The sequence below is a fragment of the Alphaproteobacteria bacterium genome (assembly GCA_015062495.1).
Taxonomy (GTDB): domain Bacteria; phylum Pseudomonadota; class Alphaproteobacteria; order Rs-D84; family Rs-D84; genus Enterousia.
Genome location: SUUN01000002.1, coordinates 21,503 through 35,982, shown reverse-complemented (window position 1 = coordinate 35,982; position 14,480 = coordinate 21,503). Strand labels below are relative to the sequence as shown.

Here is a 14,480-nt window from a genome sequence, read left to right as displayed (position 1 = left end):
CGTCGGATTTTTATTTAGGCAAAGTAAAGTTGTCTTGCCATATGTTTATTAGATTGTTATTTTGTGTAGGCCCTTGTGTTATTATGGATAGGGGGGTGTTCAAAATGATGTGTCCTATGTTTGTGATATCAGATAGGGTCAGGTTATCCAGTTCTGTGTTTTCCAAGTTAAAATCATAAACTTTTCCATAGTGTTTCATATATTGTGCATATGTTTCGCAACTTTTATCTATTGAATCCATTACGCGTGCATTTTGATATTTTATAACATTTTTAGCAGTTTGTAATTCGTTAGATGTTATCGGTCGTGTTGTTAGAATGGTTTTGCATTCTGATGCAATTTTTTGTGTGATTGTTTCTATTAGTTGTGGTTGTGCTTCGGTTTCAATTGTGTATAATTTTGTGTTGCCGGTTCCCATGGTTAAACATTTTACTGAATAAACTAGTCCGTTTTGATAGCGCAAATAGTTAATTAAACGGTCTTGTAGGATTTTTTTGAATAATCCTGTGGCAATTTGGTTTTTGCGTGTATCTGGAATTTTATCTGCAAATGCTAATACTAGCTTAGTGTTGCAGATGTCTTGTTTGAAATCATGGGCGATGGTTGGGGTTGTGGCCCACGATTGTTGTGTGTATGGTGTGTATGGCATGTCGCCAAATGCAGATTCCAGTTTGGCTAATAATTTGTCTTTGTTATCTATTGGGCCGATAACAACGATGTTGAATTTGTCGCTGGATAGGTGTGAATGATAATATTTTGATAGGGCTTGTGATGTAAATGAATTTATTGTCTCTGGTGTTCCTGTTATGTTGTGCCCCAGTCCAGTGTTTTTGAATAAGTTTTCTTGGGCGAACAGAAACCAAGAATTTTGGGCGCTATATCTTTTGTGTTCTGTTAAAATGACGTGTTTTTCTTGTTCGATTTTTTCTGTGTCAAACACGGGGGACATTATTTGTGGGGCGATAATTTGTATAGTATCGATTAGGTGGGCGGGCAATATATTGATATAGCATCCTATTTTGTTGTATGTTGTATATAGACTAATATTGCCCCCCAGTGTTTCAATTTTCTTGGTTAGATTACCAAAGGTTTTGTTGCCTGTTGTGCTTTGTCCTAATAAATGTTCTATAAAATGCGTTATGCCATATTCTGGCGTGGTTTCGTCGCATGCACCAAAATGTAGGCTGAATAGTATTTTGCATGTGTGAAATGGCGCGTTGTGCAAGATTATGGGGATTCCGTTTGATAGGTTGTAAATTTCTGCCTGGTGCATTATGTTGTGCTCTTTTTTTTTATTATGGGCCGTCAATCCAATGTTATTGGCGACCCTTTTTTTGATAAATTAATTAGCGGATACGATTACGAAATCCTTGTGTTATGCGTTGTTGCATTAACATGGCTGGATATTTTATTTTTTCGCTTAATTTAGTTGTGTCAATGTATTCGCCGTCTGTGTCCACAATTACAATAACTGCTGAATTGCCGTCGTCACTGGCGCCTGTTGAGGTTGTTAGTGGTTCTGAATCGGGCATCAGATACATTTTTTTGTTAGTGTTTTGTTTCATCGTTTGTCCTTTGGGTTGTTACGAAGTGTCGTGTTCGCTTCATTGAACATTGTTCAAAGGTGAAACGTTGTTGTCATTAAATATTTTTTTGATTTTTCTGAATAAAGAGATTGATATTATTTATCTTTGTGCAACAATAAATGTTGTTCGCCCCTTGTGGTTTTGCGTTTGCAAATGGGGGTTTTGTCTGTAATAATAAACAGACCATGGCAAGACGTAGAAAATTATTTCCAAAGCGTGTTATTGTTCAATTGATTGTCGCACCAGTGTTGATTGTGCTGTGTGTGGTGTTGTATATGTTTGGTATTCATTCAACGGTTTCAAAACCGGTTGTGTTTGATATTGTGGCGGGGGATACTGTATCAGGGGTCGCGCGCAGATTGTACAAACAAAAATTAATTGATTCAGAAGAAGTTTTTGTAATGTCGGTGCGATTTAATGGGGGGAAAATTCAAACCGGACAATATGATATTCCCGTTTCAGCCAGCAGTTGGCGAATCGCAGATATGTTCGCAAATGGACGCGTGGCATCTACTACAATCGTTATTCCCGAAGGGTTAACCATAAAACAAATTAAGAACCTGTTGTTGCAGTCATCTGCATTGACGGGCGCGGTGGAATGTAAATCAGGGAACAGTGCGCCGGTGTGTAATTTGCGTGATGGTGATGTGTTCCCAGATACATATACGGTGGCGCGTGGGATGAATCGGTTGGCGGTTCTGGATTTGGCGCGCAAAAAAATGGTAAATGTACGGGGGGCGTGGGAACGTACGAATCGTCGATTGCCAAAGCCGTTACAGGATTGGGACGATGTTATTACGTTGGCGTCAATCGTACAAAAGGAAACGCCCCAGGCACGTGAAATGCCGATTGTGGCCAGTGTGTATCTGAATCGGTTGAACCGGGGGATGCGGTTGCAGGCCGACCCAACAGTTGTCTATGCGTTGACTGATGGACTGGGCGATATGCAGGGCCAACCGTTATTGCGCGGGCATTTGAAAATAGACAGTCCGTATAACACGTATAGGAACAAGGGCCTGCCGCCGGGGGCAATTGCCAATGTTGGTGAAAATGCGATTCGGGCGGTGTTAAGGCCGGCGGACACGAATTATTTGTTCTTTGTTGCAGACGGGCGGGGTGGCCATTTGTTTTCCAAAGACTATGAAGAACATAAAAAAAATCACAATGACTGGCGCGAGATAAAAAAATTAAAAAATAAAAATTAAAAAATCGTCAGTCTGTTATTTTTGATAATTATTAAAAAGTATAACGAATTATAACAAATTTAATAAAACGCCCGGTGTATGGGCGTTTGAATTGTGTGTTGTGACTAAAATCCGATTCGTGCACGCGTGGGATAATATCATATTTTTGGTGGTTTTGCAAAAATCTTTAACCTTGCGGGTGGGATTTTATACCTGATAAAATTGTATTAACGGGACTGAAAACAAGTGGTCTTGGTTAACAAAAACGAAAGGAATGAATATGAAAAAATTAGCATTAACTTCTTTGTTGGCATTTTTTGCAGTATCAGGTGCGCACGCGGCAAATATTATTGATGGTAATCCATTATATCGCCCGGGCGAAGGTCGTTTTTATAGCAATTTTGCAGTAGAATCACATTCAGAAGCAATCGAAGATTGGGGTATTACCGAAGAATTTGGTTATGGTATCACAAATGAATTGGCAGTGTTCATGAAGACGGGCGTATCCGAGGCAGAAGGCTTTGATGCGATGTCGTGGGATGAATTTACCGTTGGACTGAATTATCGTGCGATTGATATGGGTAACTGGAAGGCGGATGTGTACGGTGTGTACAGTTTAGATACAGTATGGGGTGATCACGTGCCATTCTTGGATAAAGGTGTAACGGATTACACATGGACAATCGGTATGCGTGGCGGTTATGTCGGCGAAGGTTGGACATTGGCGGGTCATGTTGACTTTGATTATTTGAATTCTGAATCGTTCAATTGGGGCGATGATGGTGCACATCGTTTGAGTGTTGGTGTCGATGGCCAGTTGGTTCTGTGTCCACAGTGGAATCTGATTGCTGGTGTTGAATACACTGGTATGTTGGACGATGAATTTGAAGATGCAGGTAAATGGACTGGTAAAATCGGTGCAAACTATAACCTGGATGAAACCAAGTACATTGGTGCATATTTCATGGGTGAAATGGAACATTCAACAGGTGACTGGGAATGGGTCGATGGATTTGGGTTTGGTGTGAACTTTGGAATCGACTTTTAATCAAACGTACAACTGTTAATATTCACCCCCGGTTTCCGGGGGTGTTTTTTTGAATTCGTTCCTGTTTATATATTTTTTCATATTTCTTAAAATCGGATTGCGAAAGAAAGGGAGAAATATATGAAAAAAATTTTTCTTTTGTCGTGTGCGCTGGCATTTGTGTCGGGTGGGGCAGGGGCCGCCAATGTAATAAATGGTAATCCGTTTTATAATCCGGCACAGGGGCGGTTTTATAATATTTTAACGCCGTTGCAAGCAAATTCTGAATTTGACAGATTTGTTATTGCCGATGAATTTGGGTATGGGGTATCTGATGCCTTTGCGATTCATGTGGCGACATCGGGGTCTTATGATTCATCGGATAATCCAGAATTTGGAAAATGGTCATGGAATGATTTGGAATTTGGGTTTGATTGGGATTTGTGGCATGAAAATCAATTGCATGCCGAGGTTTATGGTGATGTAAAACAAATCTATGATACGCGTGAAAATTTACAGACGGTTGCATATAATTGGACGGCGGGTGCGCGAATGGGACGCATAACAGACAATTGGACCGTTGCAGGGGTGGTGCAGGTGGATTATCTGAACGATGATTTGCCACAAGATACATTTGATGCGTGGGCGATGACCGTCGGTATTCAGGGACAGTATATTGTTAATAATCGCTGGAACTGGGTTGGCGGATTGATGTTTGATTTTGATTTGTTTGATGATTACTATGATGGGGAACGGCTGAGATTGCAATGCGGAATTAATTATAATATTGATGCGACCAAGTATTTGGGCTTTTATTTGGAAAAAGATGTTGTGCACAGTTTCAAGAACAGCCCGGCGACGATGGGGGTGATGTTCGGAATTGATTTTTGATAAAATAAAATCTAATGGCATATCTATGGGCGGGGGCGACATCTCATGTAGCGTTTGTACACTACGATGTCGCCCCCATACCATATCTACGCCATTATCTTTTATTTTTATAAAAGTAGACTGATTGAAAATTTGTCATTTTTGGTGTTTGCTGTAAAATCCTGATTTTGTGGGGTTTTCAAGCGGGTTTTTTAAGGTTTTTTCCCATATTTTCCTTGACAATTTGGGGGGGCGCGATTATAGTAAGTGCGCTTTCTGTGTAAACAAGGAAAGCAAGGAATACATAAAAACCGCTTACACTGACAGATTTATAATCCGGCATAAGTCGTTGAAATAAGTCTGAATAGGCGGCTTTTGTGCAGAGTAAAATAGGTAGAAAAAAACAAAGAGATTTTGAATGCCAACAGTAAACCAACTGATTCGGAAGCCTCGTAAAAAAGTCGTGGTGAAAAGCACTGCGCCTGACATGATGGAAAACCCACAGAAACGTGGTGTTTGCACACGTGTTTATACGACAACACCGAAAAAACCTAACTCGGCGCAGCGTAAGGTTGCCCGTGTAAAACTGGCAAACGGCCGCGAAGTAACCGCTTATATTCCTGGCGAAGGTCATAACCTGCAGGAACACAGTGTTGTTATGATTCGTGGTGGTCGTGTAAAGGACTTGCCTGGTGTAAAGTATCATATTATTCGTGGTGTCTTGGATACCAAGGGTGTTGATGCACGTAAACAGGGTCGTTCTTTGTATGGTGCCAAAACAAAGAAATAATAAATGTTAACCACACGCATGTAATGTGCGTGAGTAATCTGGGGAAAACCCAGATGAAGCGATAAAAGGAAAATAAATATGTCAAGACGTAAAGCTGCAACAAAACGTGAAATCTTGCCAGATTCCAAATACGGTAATTTGGTTGTTGCGAAATGTATTAATATTGTTATGTGGGACGGCAAAAAAGAAGTTGCTGAAAACATCGTATATGGTGCAATGGATAAATTGAAAAAGATTGCCAAAGACGGTGATGAATTGACAGCATTCTTGGAAGCGATTGATGCGTTGAAACCGTCGGTCGAAGTTAAGGGTCGTCGTGTAGGTGGTGCAACATACCAGGTTCCAGTCGAAGTAAGACCGGCGCGCCAGCAGACATTGGCGTTGCGTTGGTTGGTCGGATTTGCGCGTAAACGTGGTGAACGCAGCATGGATGACAGACTGTTTGGCGAATTGCGTGATGCCTTGAACGGTCAGGGTGGCGCATTTAAAAAGAAAATTGATACACATAAAATGGCAGAAGCGAACAAGGCGTTTGCTCACTTCCGCTGGTAATCAATACAAAGGCAAAGGAAAGATACAATGTCAGTCGGGAAAACCGCACCTTTACATATGTACCGCAATATCGGCATTATGGCCCATATTGACGCGGGTAAAACAACAACATCTGAACGTATCTTGTTCTATACTGGTAAAACATACAAGATTGGTGAAGTGCACGATGGTGGCGCAACCATGGACTGGATGGAACAGGAACAAGAACGTGGTATTACAATTACATCGGCCGCAACAACATGCTTTTGGCGCGACCATCGTATCAATCTGATTGATACACCGGGGCACGTGGACTTTACTATGGAAGTAGAACGTTCACTGCGTGTTCTGGACGGTGCGGTTGCCGTATTTGAATCTGTGTCGGGCGTTCAGCCACAGACAGAAACTGTATGGCGCCAGGCAGACCGTTATGCGGTTCCACGTATTTGCTTTATTAACAAAATGGATCGTATTGGTGGGAACTTCTTCCGCTGTGTTGATATGATTCGTGAACGTTTGGGTGCAAATCCGTTGGTTGTTAATTTCCCAATTGGCGCAGAATCTGATTTCCGTGGCGTTGTCGATGTTATCGAAATGCGCGGAATTGTCTGGGAAGATGATATGGGCAAAGATCCACACATCGTTGAAATCCCAGAAGAATTAAAGGAAAAGGCACAGGAATTACACGAAAAACTGATTGAAGAAGTTGTAACACTGGACGATGAAATTATGGAAGCGTACATGGAAGGAACAATTCCAGATGTCGCAACCATCAAAAAGTTAATCCGCAAGGGTACAATCAACCAGAACTTTAACCCAGTTTTGTGTGGTACAGCGTTTAAGAACAAGGGTGTTCAGCCATTGTTGGATGCGATTGTTGACTATTTGCCAAGCCCATTGGATATCCCAGCGATTAGTGGGACAAAGATGGACGGTGAAACGGCCGATTCGCGTAAGCCAGATGCCAAAGAACCATTTAGTGCCTTGGCGTTTAAGGTGGCAAATGACCCATTTGTAGGTAACTTGATGTTTATCCGTATTTATTCGGGTAAGTTGGTGTCGGGTTCTTATATCTATAATTCTAACCGTGATAAACGTGAACGCGTTGGTCGTATGTTGTTGATGCATTCAAATAACCGTGAAGAAATCAAAGAAGCATCGGCCGGTGATATTATCACTTTGGTTGGTATGAAAGAAACAATTACAGGTGACACACTGTGCGACGAAGCGAATCCAATTCTGTTGGAATCAATTCATGTTCCAGAGCCTGTTATGAGCATCGCAGTTGAACCAAAGACCAAGGCAGACATTGAAAAGATGTCATTGGGTCTGCAGGCGTTGGCCAAAGAAGATCCTTCGTTCCGTGTGTCGGTTGACGAAGAATCAGGTCAGACCATTTTGTCGGGTGTTGGTGAATTGCACTTGGAAATTTTGGTCGATCGACTGTTGCGTGAATTCAAGGTGGATGTAAACGTTGGTGAACCACGTATCGCATACCGTGAAACATTCCGCAAGCCGGTCACAGAAGAATACACACACAAGAAACAGTCTGGTGGTTCGGGTCAGTACGCACAGGTTAAGATTGAATTTGAACCATTGGAACCAGGTCAGGGATACGAATTCGACAACAAGATTGTTGGTGGTGCGATTCCAAAAGAATATATCCCAGGTGTGGAAAAAGGTTTGAAGATAGCCCAGCAGACAGGTGTTCTGATTGGCTATCCAACAGTAGATTTCAAAGCTACATTGGTAGATGGTAAGTATCACGAAGTTGACTCTAATGTATTGTGCTTTGAAATTGCGGCACGCGCATGCTTCAGAGAGGCAATGAAAAAAGCGGCGCCGAAATTGCTGGAACCGATTATGAAGCTTTCGGTTAATACACCGGAAGAATACGTCGGTGACATCATTGGGGACTTGAACAGTCGCCGTGGCCAGATTAACGGTATCGAAACACAGTTCGGTAATCAGTTGATTTCTGCGTATGTTCCATTGGCAAATCTGTTTGGGTACGTAAAGACATTGCGTTCTTTGTCACAGGGTCGTGCAAATCCATATATGGAATTGTCGCACTATGACGAAGTCCCGACAAACGTTGCTGACGAAGTAATCAAGAAGCTGACGAAATAATTAACAAGAAGTTCTAACAAAAACTAACAAGCAAGCCTAAGGAGAAAACTAATGGCAAAAGAAAAGTATGTAAGAAGCAAACCACACGTCAATATTGGTACAATTGGCCACGTTGACCATGGTAAAACAACATTGACTGCTGCTATCGTTCACCACTATGGTGTTGGTGCTGATGCACAGAAGGGTGTTGATCAGATTGATAATGCGCCAGAAGAAAAACAGCGTGGTATCACGATTAACACAGCGCACGTTGAATATGAAACAGAATCACGTCACTATGCACACGTTGACTGCCCAGGGCACGCGGACTATGTTAAAAACATGATTACCGGTGCGGCGCAGATGGACGGCGCAATCTTGGTTGTTGCAGCGACAGATGGTCCAATGCCACAGACACGTGAACACATCTTGTTGGCACGTCAGGTTGGTATTCCAAAAATCGTTGTGTTCTTGAACAAATGCGACTTGGCAAATGACCCAGAATTGTTGGAATTGGTTGAAATGGAAATCCGTGAACTGTTGTCTGCGAACGACTTTGACGGTGACAATGCACCAATTATCCGTGGTTCTGCGGTATCAGCTGTTGAAGATAAAAATGATGGCTTGGGTAAAGAAGCGATTGATGCGTTGTTAAAGGCGTGTGACGAATATATCCCAATGCCAGAACGTCCAGTTGACAAACCATTCTTGATGCCAATCGAAGACGTGTTCAGCATCACAGGTCGTGGTACAGTGGTAACAGGTCGTGTTGAATCAGGTGTTATCAAAGTTGGTGACGAATGTGAAATCGTTGGTCTGCGTCCAACACAGAAAACAACAGTTACAGGCGTTGAAATGTTCCGCAAATTGCTGGATCAGGGTGAAGCCGGTGATAACGTAGGTCTGTTGTTGCGTGGTACCAAGAAGGAAGATGTAGAACGTGGTCAGATTATCTGTAAGCCAGGTTCTATTACACCACACACAGAATTCGAAGCCGAAGTCTATATCTTGACCAAAGAAGAAGGTGGCCGTCATACAGCGTTCTTTAGCAACTATCGTCCACAGTTCTTCTTTAGCACAACAGACGTAACAGGTACAATCACTTTGCCAGCAGACAAAGAAATGGTTCTGCCAGGTGACAATGTCCGTATCAACGTGCAGTTGATTGCACCAATTGCTATGGACGAAGGTCGTCGCTTTGCTATCCGTGAAGGCGGTCGCACAGTTGGCGCAGGTGTTGTATCCAAAATCATTAAATAATTAAACAGTCTTGGGCGGTGTAACTGAATTAAAAGTGTCAGTGATTACCGCCCAGATAAATATAAGGAAAACGGTAATGGTACCAACATCAAAAATTCGTATCAAGTTGACAGCATTCGACCATCGTATCTTGATGGAATCTGTCGAAGAAATTGTAAAAACTGCCAAGCGCACAGGCGCAGATGTAGTTGGACCAGTTCGTCTGCCAACATTGGTGCAGAAATTTACGGTCAACCGTTCACCACACGTTGACAAGAAGTCGCGTGAACAGTTCGAAATCCGCAATCATAAAGCGGTTGTAGATATTGTTAATCCAACCCCTCAGACAGTTGATGCCTTGATGAAGTTGGATTTGGCGTCTGGTGTTGATGTAAAAATTAAATTGTAAAATTAAAATAATCTGTTAGTGTTGGCGTGGCAGTGTGTACACCATACCAACCAACTGACATAAAAAAAGGCATAAAAAAATGAAACGTAGCGGATTAATTACAACAAAAATTGGAATGACGCGTCTGTATGATGATGCCGGTGTTGCGCATCCTGTGACAGTTTTGTCTGTGGGTGACTGTGCCGTCATTGGAAATCGCACGCAAGAAAAGAACGGTTATGTCGCAAATATTTTGGGTTTGCGCGAAGCCAAGGCAAAACATGTAGCAAAACCACAGTTGGTTGCGGCTGAAAAAGCAGGCGTAAAACCATATCGCAAGGTTGTAGAATTCCGTGTATCGGATGACTGTGTTATCCCAGCAGGGACACAGTTGATGGCATCTCATTTTGTTGCCGGTCAATTCGTTGATGTACAAGCAACAAGTAAAGGTAAAGGCTATCAGGGTGCTATGAAACGTCATAACTTTGGCGGTAAGGAAGCAACCCACGGTGTATTGAAAGCACATCGTTCCATCGGTGGTACTGGTATGCGTGAATGGCCAGGCCGCGTTCTGAAAGGTAAAAAGATGGCAGGACAGATGGGTAATGAAACTGTCACAGTTCAGAACTTGAAAGTGTTCGGTACAGATGAAGCAGAAAATCTGATCTTTGTCGAAGGCGCAGTTCCAGGTGCAAATGGTACATTTGTTCTGGTTACAGACGCAATCAAAAAAGAACACAAGGATTTGCCAGTTCCAACAGTCGCAGCGAAAGCAGCAGAAGTTGTAGCTGAAACAGTAACCGAAACAGAAGCTGTTGCGGAATAATAAGTTAACAGCAAGAGTGAGGTAAGTAAAATGCAATTAGATATTATTAATTTCGATGGAAAGAAAGTTGGTTCGGTTGAACTGGCTGATAGCATCTTTGGTTTGGAACCACGTGCGGACATCTTGCACCGTGTTGTTACATGGCAGCGTGCAAAATCACGTGCCGGTACGCATGCAGTTAAAACTGTATCAGATGTTCAGGGCAGTGGTAAGAAAGCGTTCAAACAGAAAAAGACAGGTAACGCACGTCAGGGTGAAAGATATAATGTTCACATGCGTGGCGGTGGCGTAGTTCATGGACCAGTCGTTCGCGACCATTCTATTGACTTGCCAAAGAAAATCCGTTCATTGGGTCTGAAGATGGCGTTGTCATCCAAGGCAAAAGACGGCAGCCTGGTTATCATTGATTCTGAAAAGTTGGCAGCAGCGAAGACAAACGCATTCGCGAAGCAGTTGAAAAAACTGGAAATCGCATCTGCTTTGTTCGTAGGGGCCACAGAATTAGATGAAAACTTTGTTAAATCTGCGGCAAATATCGCAAATGTTGATGTGTTGCCAACGATTGGTTTGAATGTTTTGGACATCTTGAAACATGAAAAATTAGTTTTGACAGCAGACGCAGTCAAAGCGGTTGAAGCAAGATTGGCGTAATCAATTAAAGAATTGAGGTAAGCAAAATGGCAGAAAAGAAAGTAAGTGCAGAGAAAAAAATCGTTGCGACAGCCGGTATTTATGATATACTGCGTCGTCCGATTATCTCGGAAAAGGCAGCAAAACTGTCTGAAAGCAACGGTGTAGCGTTCGAAGTTGCTATGCAAGCAACCAAAGAAGATGTGGCACGTGCGGTCGAAGCAATCTATGGCGTAAAACCAACCAAGGTTAACGTTGTAGTCACTAAGGGGAAGGTTAAAACCTTCCGTGGTCGCAGCACAGGTACACAGCGCACTGTAAAAAAAGCATATGTATCTTTGCCGGCAGATGCAAAACTGGATTTGTCAGCAAATATGTAGTATAATATACCGCCCTGGCAGAGAACCCAAAGAAAAGGATGCTAGTGTCAGGGTGAGAAAACAAAGGTAAGAAAAAAATGGCATTGAAACATTATAAGCCAACAACACCAGGTACACGCGGATTGACCCAGGTTGATCGCAGTGAACTGTACCGTGGTGCGCCAGAAAAGGCATTGACAGTTGGTTTGAAGTCCAAAGGTGGACGTAATAACTTTGGTCATGTAACAGTTATGCACCAGGGTGGTGGTCATAAACGTAAATATCGTTTGATTGACTTTAAACGTAAGAAGATGGATGTTCCAGCGACAGTTGTGCGTTTGGAATATGATCCAAACCGTACCGCATTTATCGCATTGATTGAATATACAGACGGTATGCGTTCTTATATCTTGGCACCGCGCGATTTAAAGGCGGGTGATGTGGTTATTTCGGCACAGTATGCAGATATTAAGCCGGGTAACACAATGCCATTGAAGAATATGCCAATCGGTACAATCGTACATAACATCGAATTGAAACCAGGCGCAGGTGGTCAGTTGGCACGTAGTGCGGGTTGCTATGCGCAGTTGATGGGTAAAGACGGTGTTTATGCACAGATTAAGTTGAACAGCGGTGAGTTGCGCAAAGTTCATTCCGATTGTTTGGCAACAGTTGGCAGCGTATCTAATCCAGATCAGCGCAATGTCAACTTGGGTAAAGCTGGTCGCGCACGTTGGTTGGGTATCCGCCCATCAGTACGCGGTATGGCGATGAACCCAGTAGATCACCCAATGGGTGGTGGTAATGGTCATTCTAAGGGCCACGAACCGGTATCACGTACAGGTATTCCAGCCAAGGGATATCGTACCCGTAGCAATAAACGTACTGCTAAGATGATTATTCGCAGCAGACATTTGGCGAAAAAGAAATAATAAGAAATAAACGGAGTAAATGATGTCTCGTTCAGTATGGAAAGGTCCTTATGTTCATCCGTCTGTGTTGAAGAAAACAGCAGCGGCAATTGAAAAAGATGACCGTAAACCAATTAAAACCTGGTCCCGTGGTAGCACAATTATACCACAGATGGTGGGACTGACATTTGATGTGCACAATGGTAATAAATTTATCCCTGTATCAATCGTAGAAGATATGATTGGTCACAAGTTGGGTGAATTTGCGCCAACACGTACATTTAAAGGTCATGCCGCTAATAAAAAAGCCGCAGCAGGTAAGAAATAATATAGGGTGGTAAGTTATGACAGCAAGATATGGAATTAAAGAAAATCAGGTGCGCGCGTTCAATAAAATGATCCGCGTTAGCCATCAGAAGCTGAATCTGGTATGCGACATGGTTCGTGGTTTACCAGTGGAACGCGCTGTTGATGTCTTGAAATTTTCGAAAAAACGTGTAGCAGGTGAAGTGCTGAAAACTTTGTTGTCTGCGACTGCAAATGCAGAACACAACAAAAAGTTGCCAGTTGAAACTTTGTTCGTCAAAGAAATTTGGTGTGGCAAAGCGTTGACTATGAAGCGCATTATGCCGGGACCACGTGGCAGTGCACGTCCAATTCTGAAACCTTTTTCAAATTTGACAATCGTTTTGGAATCAGGCACGGCGCCATCGAAAAAGAAGGCAGCAAAAAAAGAAACAACAAAATAAGGTAAGTCGTGTGGGGTGGTATGGAATGAAAATTCCTGAATAAAGTGGAAACACTTCAAGAACACCCCCACTAAGTTTAAGGAAAAAAGAAATGGGACAGAAAGTATCACCAATTTCACTGCGTGAGTTTATCAACAAGATTACAGATTCACGCTGGATTGCAGGTAAAAAAGACTATGCGGCTTTGTTGGCAGAAGACGTCAAAATTCGCAAGTTTATCGAAAAGAAATTAAAGAAAGCCGGTTTGGCCAAGGTTGTTATTGAACGCTTTGCCAAAAAGGTTGTCGTGACTATTCATACCAGCAGACCTGGTATGATTATTGGTAAGAACGGTGCCGATATCGAAACACTGCGTAACGATATCAAGAAACTGGTTAAAAATGACCAGGTTGTCGTAAATATTTACGAAGTTCGCCGTCCAGACCTGAATGCGCAGTTGGTTGCGCAGAACATTGCACAGCAGATCGAAGGTCGTGTATCCTTTAAACGTGCAATGAAGAAAGCTGTGCAGAATGCACAGAAAGCAGGCGCCCAGGGTATCAAAGTTATGTGTTCTGGTCGTTTGAATGGTGCTGAAATCGCACGTAGCGAACAAATCCGCGAAGGTCGTATTCCACTGCATACATTGCGTGCGGATATTGACTATGCGTCAATCCAGGCCAAAACAACATATGGTGTTATCGGTGTAAAAGTTTGGATTTATACCGGTGATGTTGTTAACAAGGATAAATTGGCATCTGAAATGGCGCGTCCGACAGAATATGCCGGCAGCAGCGAAAGAAAGCACAAATAATAATTAAAACAATTATTAGAAATTGAAGGATTTGTATCATGTTAATGCCAAAGAAAACAAAATTTCGCAAACAGCATAAGGGCCGTATTCACGGCGTTGCGAAGGGTGGCAGCGAATTAGCGTTTGGTTCGTTCGGACTGAAGGCGATGTCACCAGAACGTATCACTGCGCGTCAAATCGAAGCAGCGCGTCGTGCAATCACACGTCATATGCGTCGTATGGGTAAACTGTGGATTCGTATATTCCCAGATGTGCCAGTTACCAAGAAACCTGCCGAAGTTCGTATGGGTAAAGGTAAGGGTGCAGTGGAATACTGGATTTGCCGTGTTAAGCCAGGTCGCATCATGTTCGAATTGGATGGTGTAAAACCAGAAGTTGCATATGAAGCGTTCGCATTGGCGGCGGCGAAACTGCCAGTGAAAACAAAAGTTGTTGAACGTAAAGTTAACTAATTAATTGCAGTCCCCGGGAAAAAACCGGGGCAGGGC

The 14,480-nt window shown here is 42.7% G+C and carries 18 protein-coding genes; 16 read left to right on the top strand and 2 right to left on the bottom strand.

What is annotated here, in order from left to right:
* Positions 1-10: 10 nt before the first annotated feature.
* On the bottom strand, positions 11-1,273 hold the full coding sequence (locus E7008_02715; protein ID MBE6456831.1) for an insulinase family protein: 1,263 nt from the start codon (positions 1,271-1,273) through the stop codon (positions 11-13).
* A gap of 73 nt (positions 1,274-1,346) precedes the next feature.
* A complete protein-coding gene (locus tag E7008_02710; GenBank protein ID MBE6456830.1) occupies positions 1,347-1,565 on the bottom strand; it encodes a hypothetical protein in 219 nt (72 codons plus the stop codon).
* 140 nt (positions 1,566-1,705) lie between these two features.
* Here E7008_02710 and mltG point away from each other — a divergent pair, with 140 nt between their 5' ends.
* The 16 genes from mltG to rplP all read left to right on the top strand — a co-directional run bounded on the left by mltG (position 1,706) and on the right by rplP (position 14,444).
* On the top strand, positions 1,706-2,791 hold the full coding sequence (gene mltG, locus E7008_02705) for an endolytic transglycosylase MltG (GenBank protein MBE6456829.1): 1,086 nt from the start codon (positions 1,706-1,708) through the stop codon (positions 2,789-2,791).
* 259 nt (positions 2,792-3,050) lie between these two features.
* Positions 3,051-3,818, top strand: coding sequence for a hypothetical protein (locus E7008_02700; GenBank protein ID MBE6456828.1), 768 nt, complete (start codon positions 3,051-3,053; stop codon positions 3,816-3,818).
* Between the two features lie 120 nt (positions 3,819-3,938).
* The gene (locus tag E7008_02695; GenBank protein MBE6456827.1) at positions 3,939-4,688 is read left to right on the top strand and encodes a hypothetical protein; all 750 of its coding nucleotides are present in this window, start codon (positions 3,939-3,941) and stop codon (positions 4,686-4,688) included.
* A 397-nt stretch (positions 4,689-5,085) separates the two neighbouring features.
* Positions 5,086-5,457, top strand: coding sequence for a 30S ribosomal protein S12 (locus E7008_02690; GenBank protein ID MBE6456826.1), 372 nt, complete (start codon positions 5,086-5,088; stop codon positions 5,455-5,457).
* 78 nt (positions 5,458-5,535) lie between these two features.
* Positions 5,536-6,009 (top strand): 30S ribosomal protein S7, encoded by a 474-nt coding sequence (gene rpsG / locus E7008_02685; GenBank protein ID MBE6456825.1) that lies wholly within the window; start codon positions 5,536-5,538, stop codon positions 6,007-6,009.
* A gap of 27 nt (positions 6,010-6,036) precedes the next feature.
* Positions 6,037-8,118, top strand: a complete 2,082-nt coding sequence (gene fusA / locus E7008_02680; GenBank protein ID MBE6456824.1) for an elongation factor G — start codon at positions 6,037-6,039, stop codon at positions 8,116-8,118.
* Positions 8,119-8,169: 51 nt separating this feature from the next.
* Positions 8,170-9,357 carry an elongation factor Tu gene (gene tuf / locus E7008_02675; GenBank protein MBE6456823.1) on the top strand — a complete coding sequence of 396 codons (1,188 nt, stop codon included), beginning with the start codon at positions 8,170-8,172 and terminating at the stop codon, positions 9,355-9,357.
* 76 nt (positions 9,358-9,433) lie between these two features.
* Entirely contained in the window at positions 9,434-9,745 is a 312-nt protein-coding gene (rpsJ, locus tag E7008_02670; protein ID MBE6456822.1) for a 30S ribosomal protein S10, read from the top strand.
* 79 nt (positions 9,746-9,824) lie between these two features.
* Positions 9,825-10,550 carry a 50S ribosomal protein L3 gene (locus E7008_02665; protein ID MBE6456821.1) on the top strand — a complete coding sequence of 242 codons (726 nt, stop codon included), beginning with the start codon at positions 9,825-9,827 and terminating at the stop codon, positions 10,548-10,550.
* A 30-nt stretch (positions 10,551-10,580) separates the two neighbouring features.
* On the top strand, positions 10,581-11,201 hold the full coding sequence (gene rplD, locus E7008_02660) for a 50S ribosomal protein L4 (GenBank protein MBE6456820.1): 621 nt from the start codon (positions 10,581-10,583) through the stop codon (positions 11,199-11,201).
* Positions 11,202-11,227: 26 nt separating this feature from the next.
* A complete protein-coding gene (locus tag E7008_02655) occupies positions 11,228-11,560 on the top strand; it encodes a 50S ribosomal protein L23 (protein MBE6456819.1) in 333 nt (110 codons plus the stop codon).
* Positions 11,561-11,637: 77 nt separating this feature from the next.
* Positions 11,638-12,471, top strand: coding sequence for a 50S ribosomal protein L2 (gene rplB, locus E7008_02650; protein ID MBE6456818.1), 834 nt, complete (start codon positions 11,638-11,640; stop codon positions 12,469-12,471).
* 22 nt (positions 12,472-12,493) lie between these two features.
* Complete coding sequence (rpsS, locus tag E7008_02645; protein MBE6456817.1) at positions 12,494-12,778, top strand: 30S ribosomal protein S19; 285 nt, start codon at positions 12,494-12,496, stop codon at positions 12,776-12,778.
* Between the two features lie 16 nt (positions 12,779-12,794).
* A complete protein-coding gene (locus tag E7008_02640) occupies positions 12,795-13,199 on the top strand; it encodes a 50S ribosomal protein L22 (protein ID MBE6456816.1) in 405 nt (134 codons plus the stop codon).
* Positions 13,200-13,290: 91 nt separating this feature from the next.
* Complete coding sequence (rpsC, locus tag E7008_02635; GenBank protein MBE6456815.1) at positions 13,291-13,992, top strand: 30S ribosomal protein S3; 702 nt, start codon at positions 13,291-13,293, stop codon at positions 13,990-13,992.
* A gap of 38 nt (positions 13,993-14,030) precedes the next feature.
* Entirely contained in the window at positions 14,031-14,444 is a 414-nt protein-coding gene (rplP, locus tag E7008_02630; GenBank protein MBE6456814.1) for a 50S ribosomal protein L16, read from the top strand.
* The last annotated feature ends 36 nt before the right edge of the window (positions 14,445-14,480 follow it).

What these genes read in the sequence shown, in the direction of transcription:
- E7008_02715 (MBE6456831.1), bottom strand. Translation starts at nt 1,273, where the DNA reads ATGCACCAGGCAGAAATTTACAACCTATCAAACGGAATCCCCATAATC.
- E7008_02710 (MBE6456830.1), bottom strand. Translation starts at nt 1,565, where the DNA reads ATGAAACAAAACACTAACAAAAAAATGTATCTGATGCCCGATTCAGAA.
- mltG (MBE6456829.1), top strand. Translation starts at nt 1,706, where the DNA reads ATGTTGTTCGCCCCTTGTGGTTTTGCGTTTGCAAATGGGGGTTTTGTC.
- E7008_02700 (MBE6456828.1), top strand. Translation starts at nt 3,051, where the DNA reads ATGAAAAAATTAGCATTAACTTCTTTGTTGGCATTTTTTGCAGTATCA.
- E7008_02695 (MBE6456827.1), top strand. Translation starts at nt 3,939, where the DNA reads ATGAAAAAAATTTTTCTTTTGTCGTGTGCGCTGGCATTTGTGTCGGGT.
- E7008_02690 (MBE6456826.1), top strand. Translation starts at nt 5,086, where the DNA reads ATGCCAACAGTAAACCAACTGATTCGGAAGCCTCGTAAAAAAGTCGTG.
- rpsG (MBE6456825.1), top strand. Translation starts at nt 5,536, where the DNA reads ATGTCAAGACGTAAAGCTGCAACAAAACGTGAAATCTTGCCAGATTCC.
- fusA (MBE6456824.1), top strand. Translation starts at nt 6,037, where the DNA reads ATGTCAGTCGGGAAAACCGCACCTTTACATATGTACCGCAATATCGGC.
- tuf (MBE6456823.1), top strand. Translation starts at nt 8,170, where the DNA reads ATGGCAAAAGAAAAGTATGTAAGAAGCAAACCACACGTCAATATTGGT.
- rpsJ (MBE6456822.1), top strand. Translation starts at nt 9,434, where the DNA reads ATGGTACCAACATCAAAAATTCGTATCAAGTTGACAGCATTCGACCAT.
- E7008_02665 (MBE6456821.1), top strand. Translation starts at nt 9,825, where the DNA reads ATGAAACGTAGCGGATTAATTACAACAAAAATTGGAATGACGCGTCTG.
- rplD (MBE6456820.1), top strand. Translation starts at nt 10,581, where the DNA reads ATGCAATTAGATATTATTAATTTCGATGGAAAGAAAGTTGGTTCGGTT.
- E7008_02655 (MBE6456819.1), top strand. Translation starts at nt 11,228, where the DNA reads ATGGCAGAAAAGAAAGTAAGTGCAGAGAAAAAAATCGTTGCGACAGCC.
- rplB (MBE6456818.1), top strand. Translation starts at nt 11,638, where the DNA reads ATGGCATTGAAACATTATAAGCCAACAACACCAGGTACACGCGGATTG.
- rpsS (MBE6456817.1), top strand. Translation starts at nt 12,494, where the DNA reads ATGTCTCGTTCAGTATGGAAAGGTCCTTATGTTCATCCGTCTGTGTTG.
- E7008_02640 (MBE6456816.1), top strand. Translation starts at nt 12,795, where the DNA reads ATGACAGCAAGATATGGAATTAAAGAAAATCAGGTGCGCGCGTTCAAT.
- rpsC (MBE6456815.1), top strand. Translation starts at nt 13,291, where the DNA reads ATGGGACAGAAAGTATCACCAATTTCACTGCGTGAGTTTATCAACAAG.
- rplP (MBE6456814.1), top strand. Translation starts at nt 14,031, where the DNA reads ATGTTAATGCCAAAGAAAACAAAATTTCGCAAACAGCATAAGGGCCGT.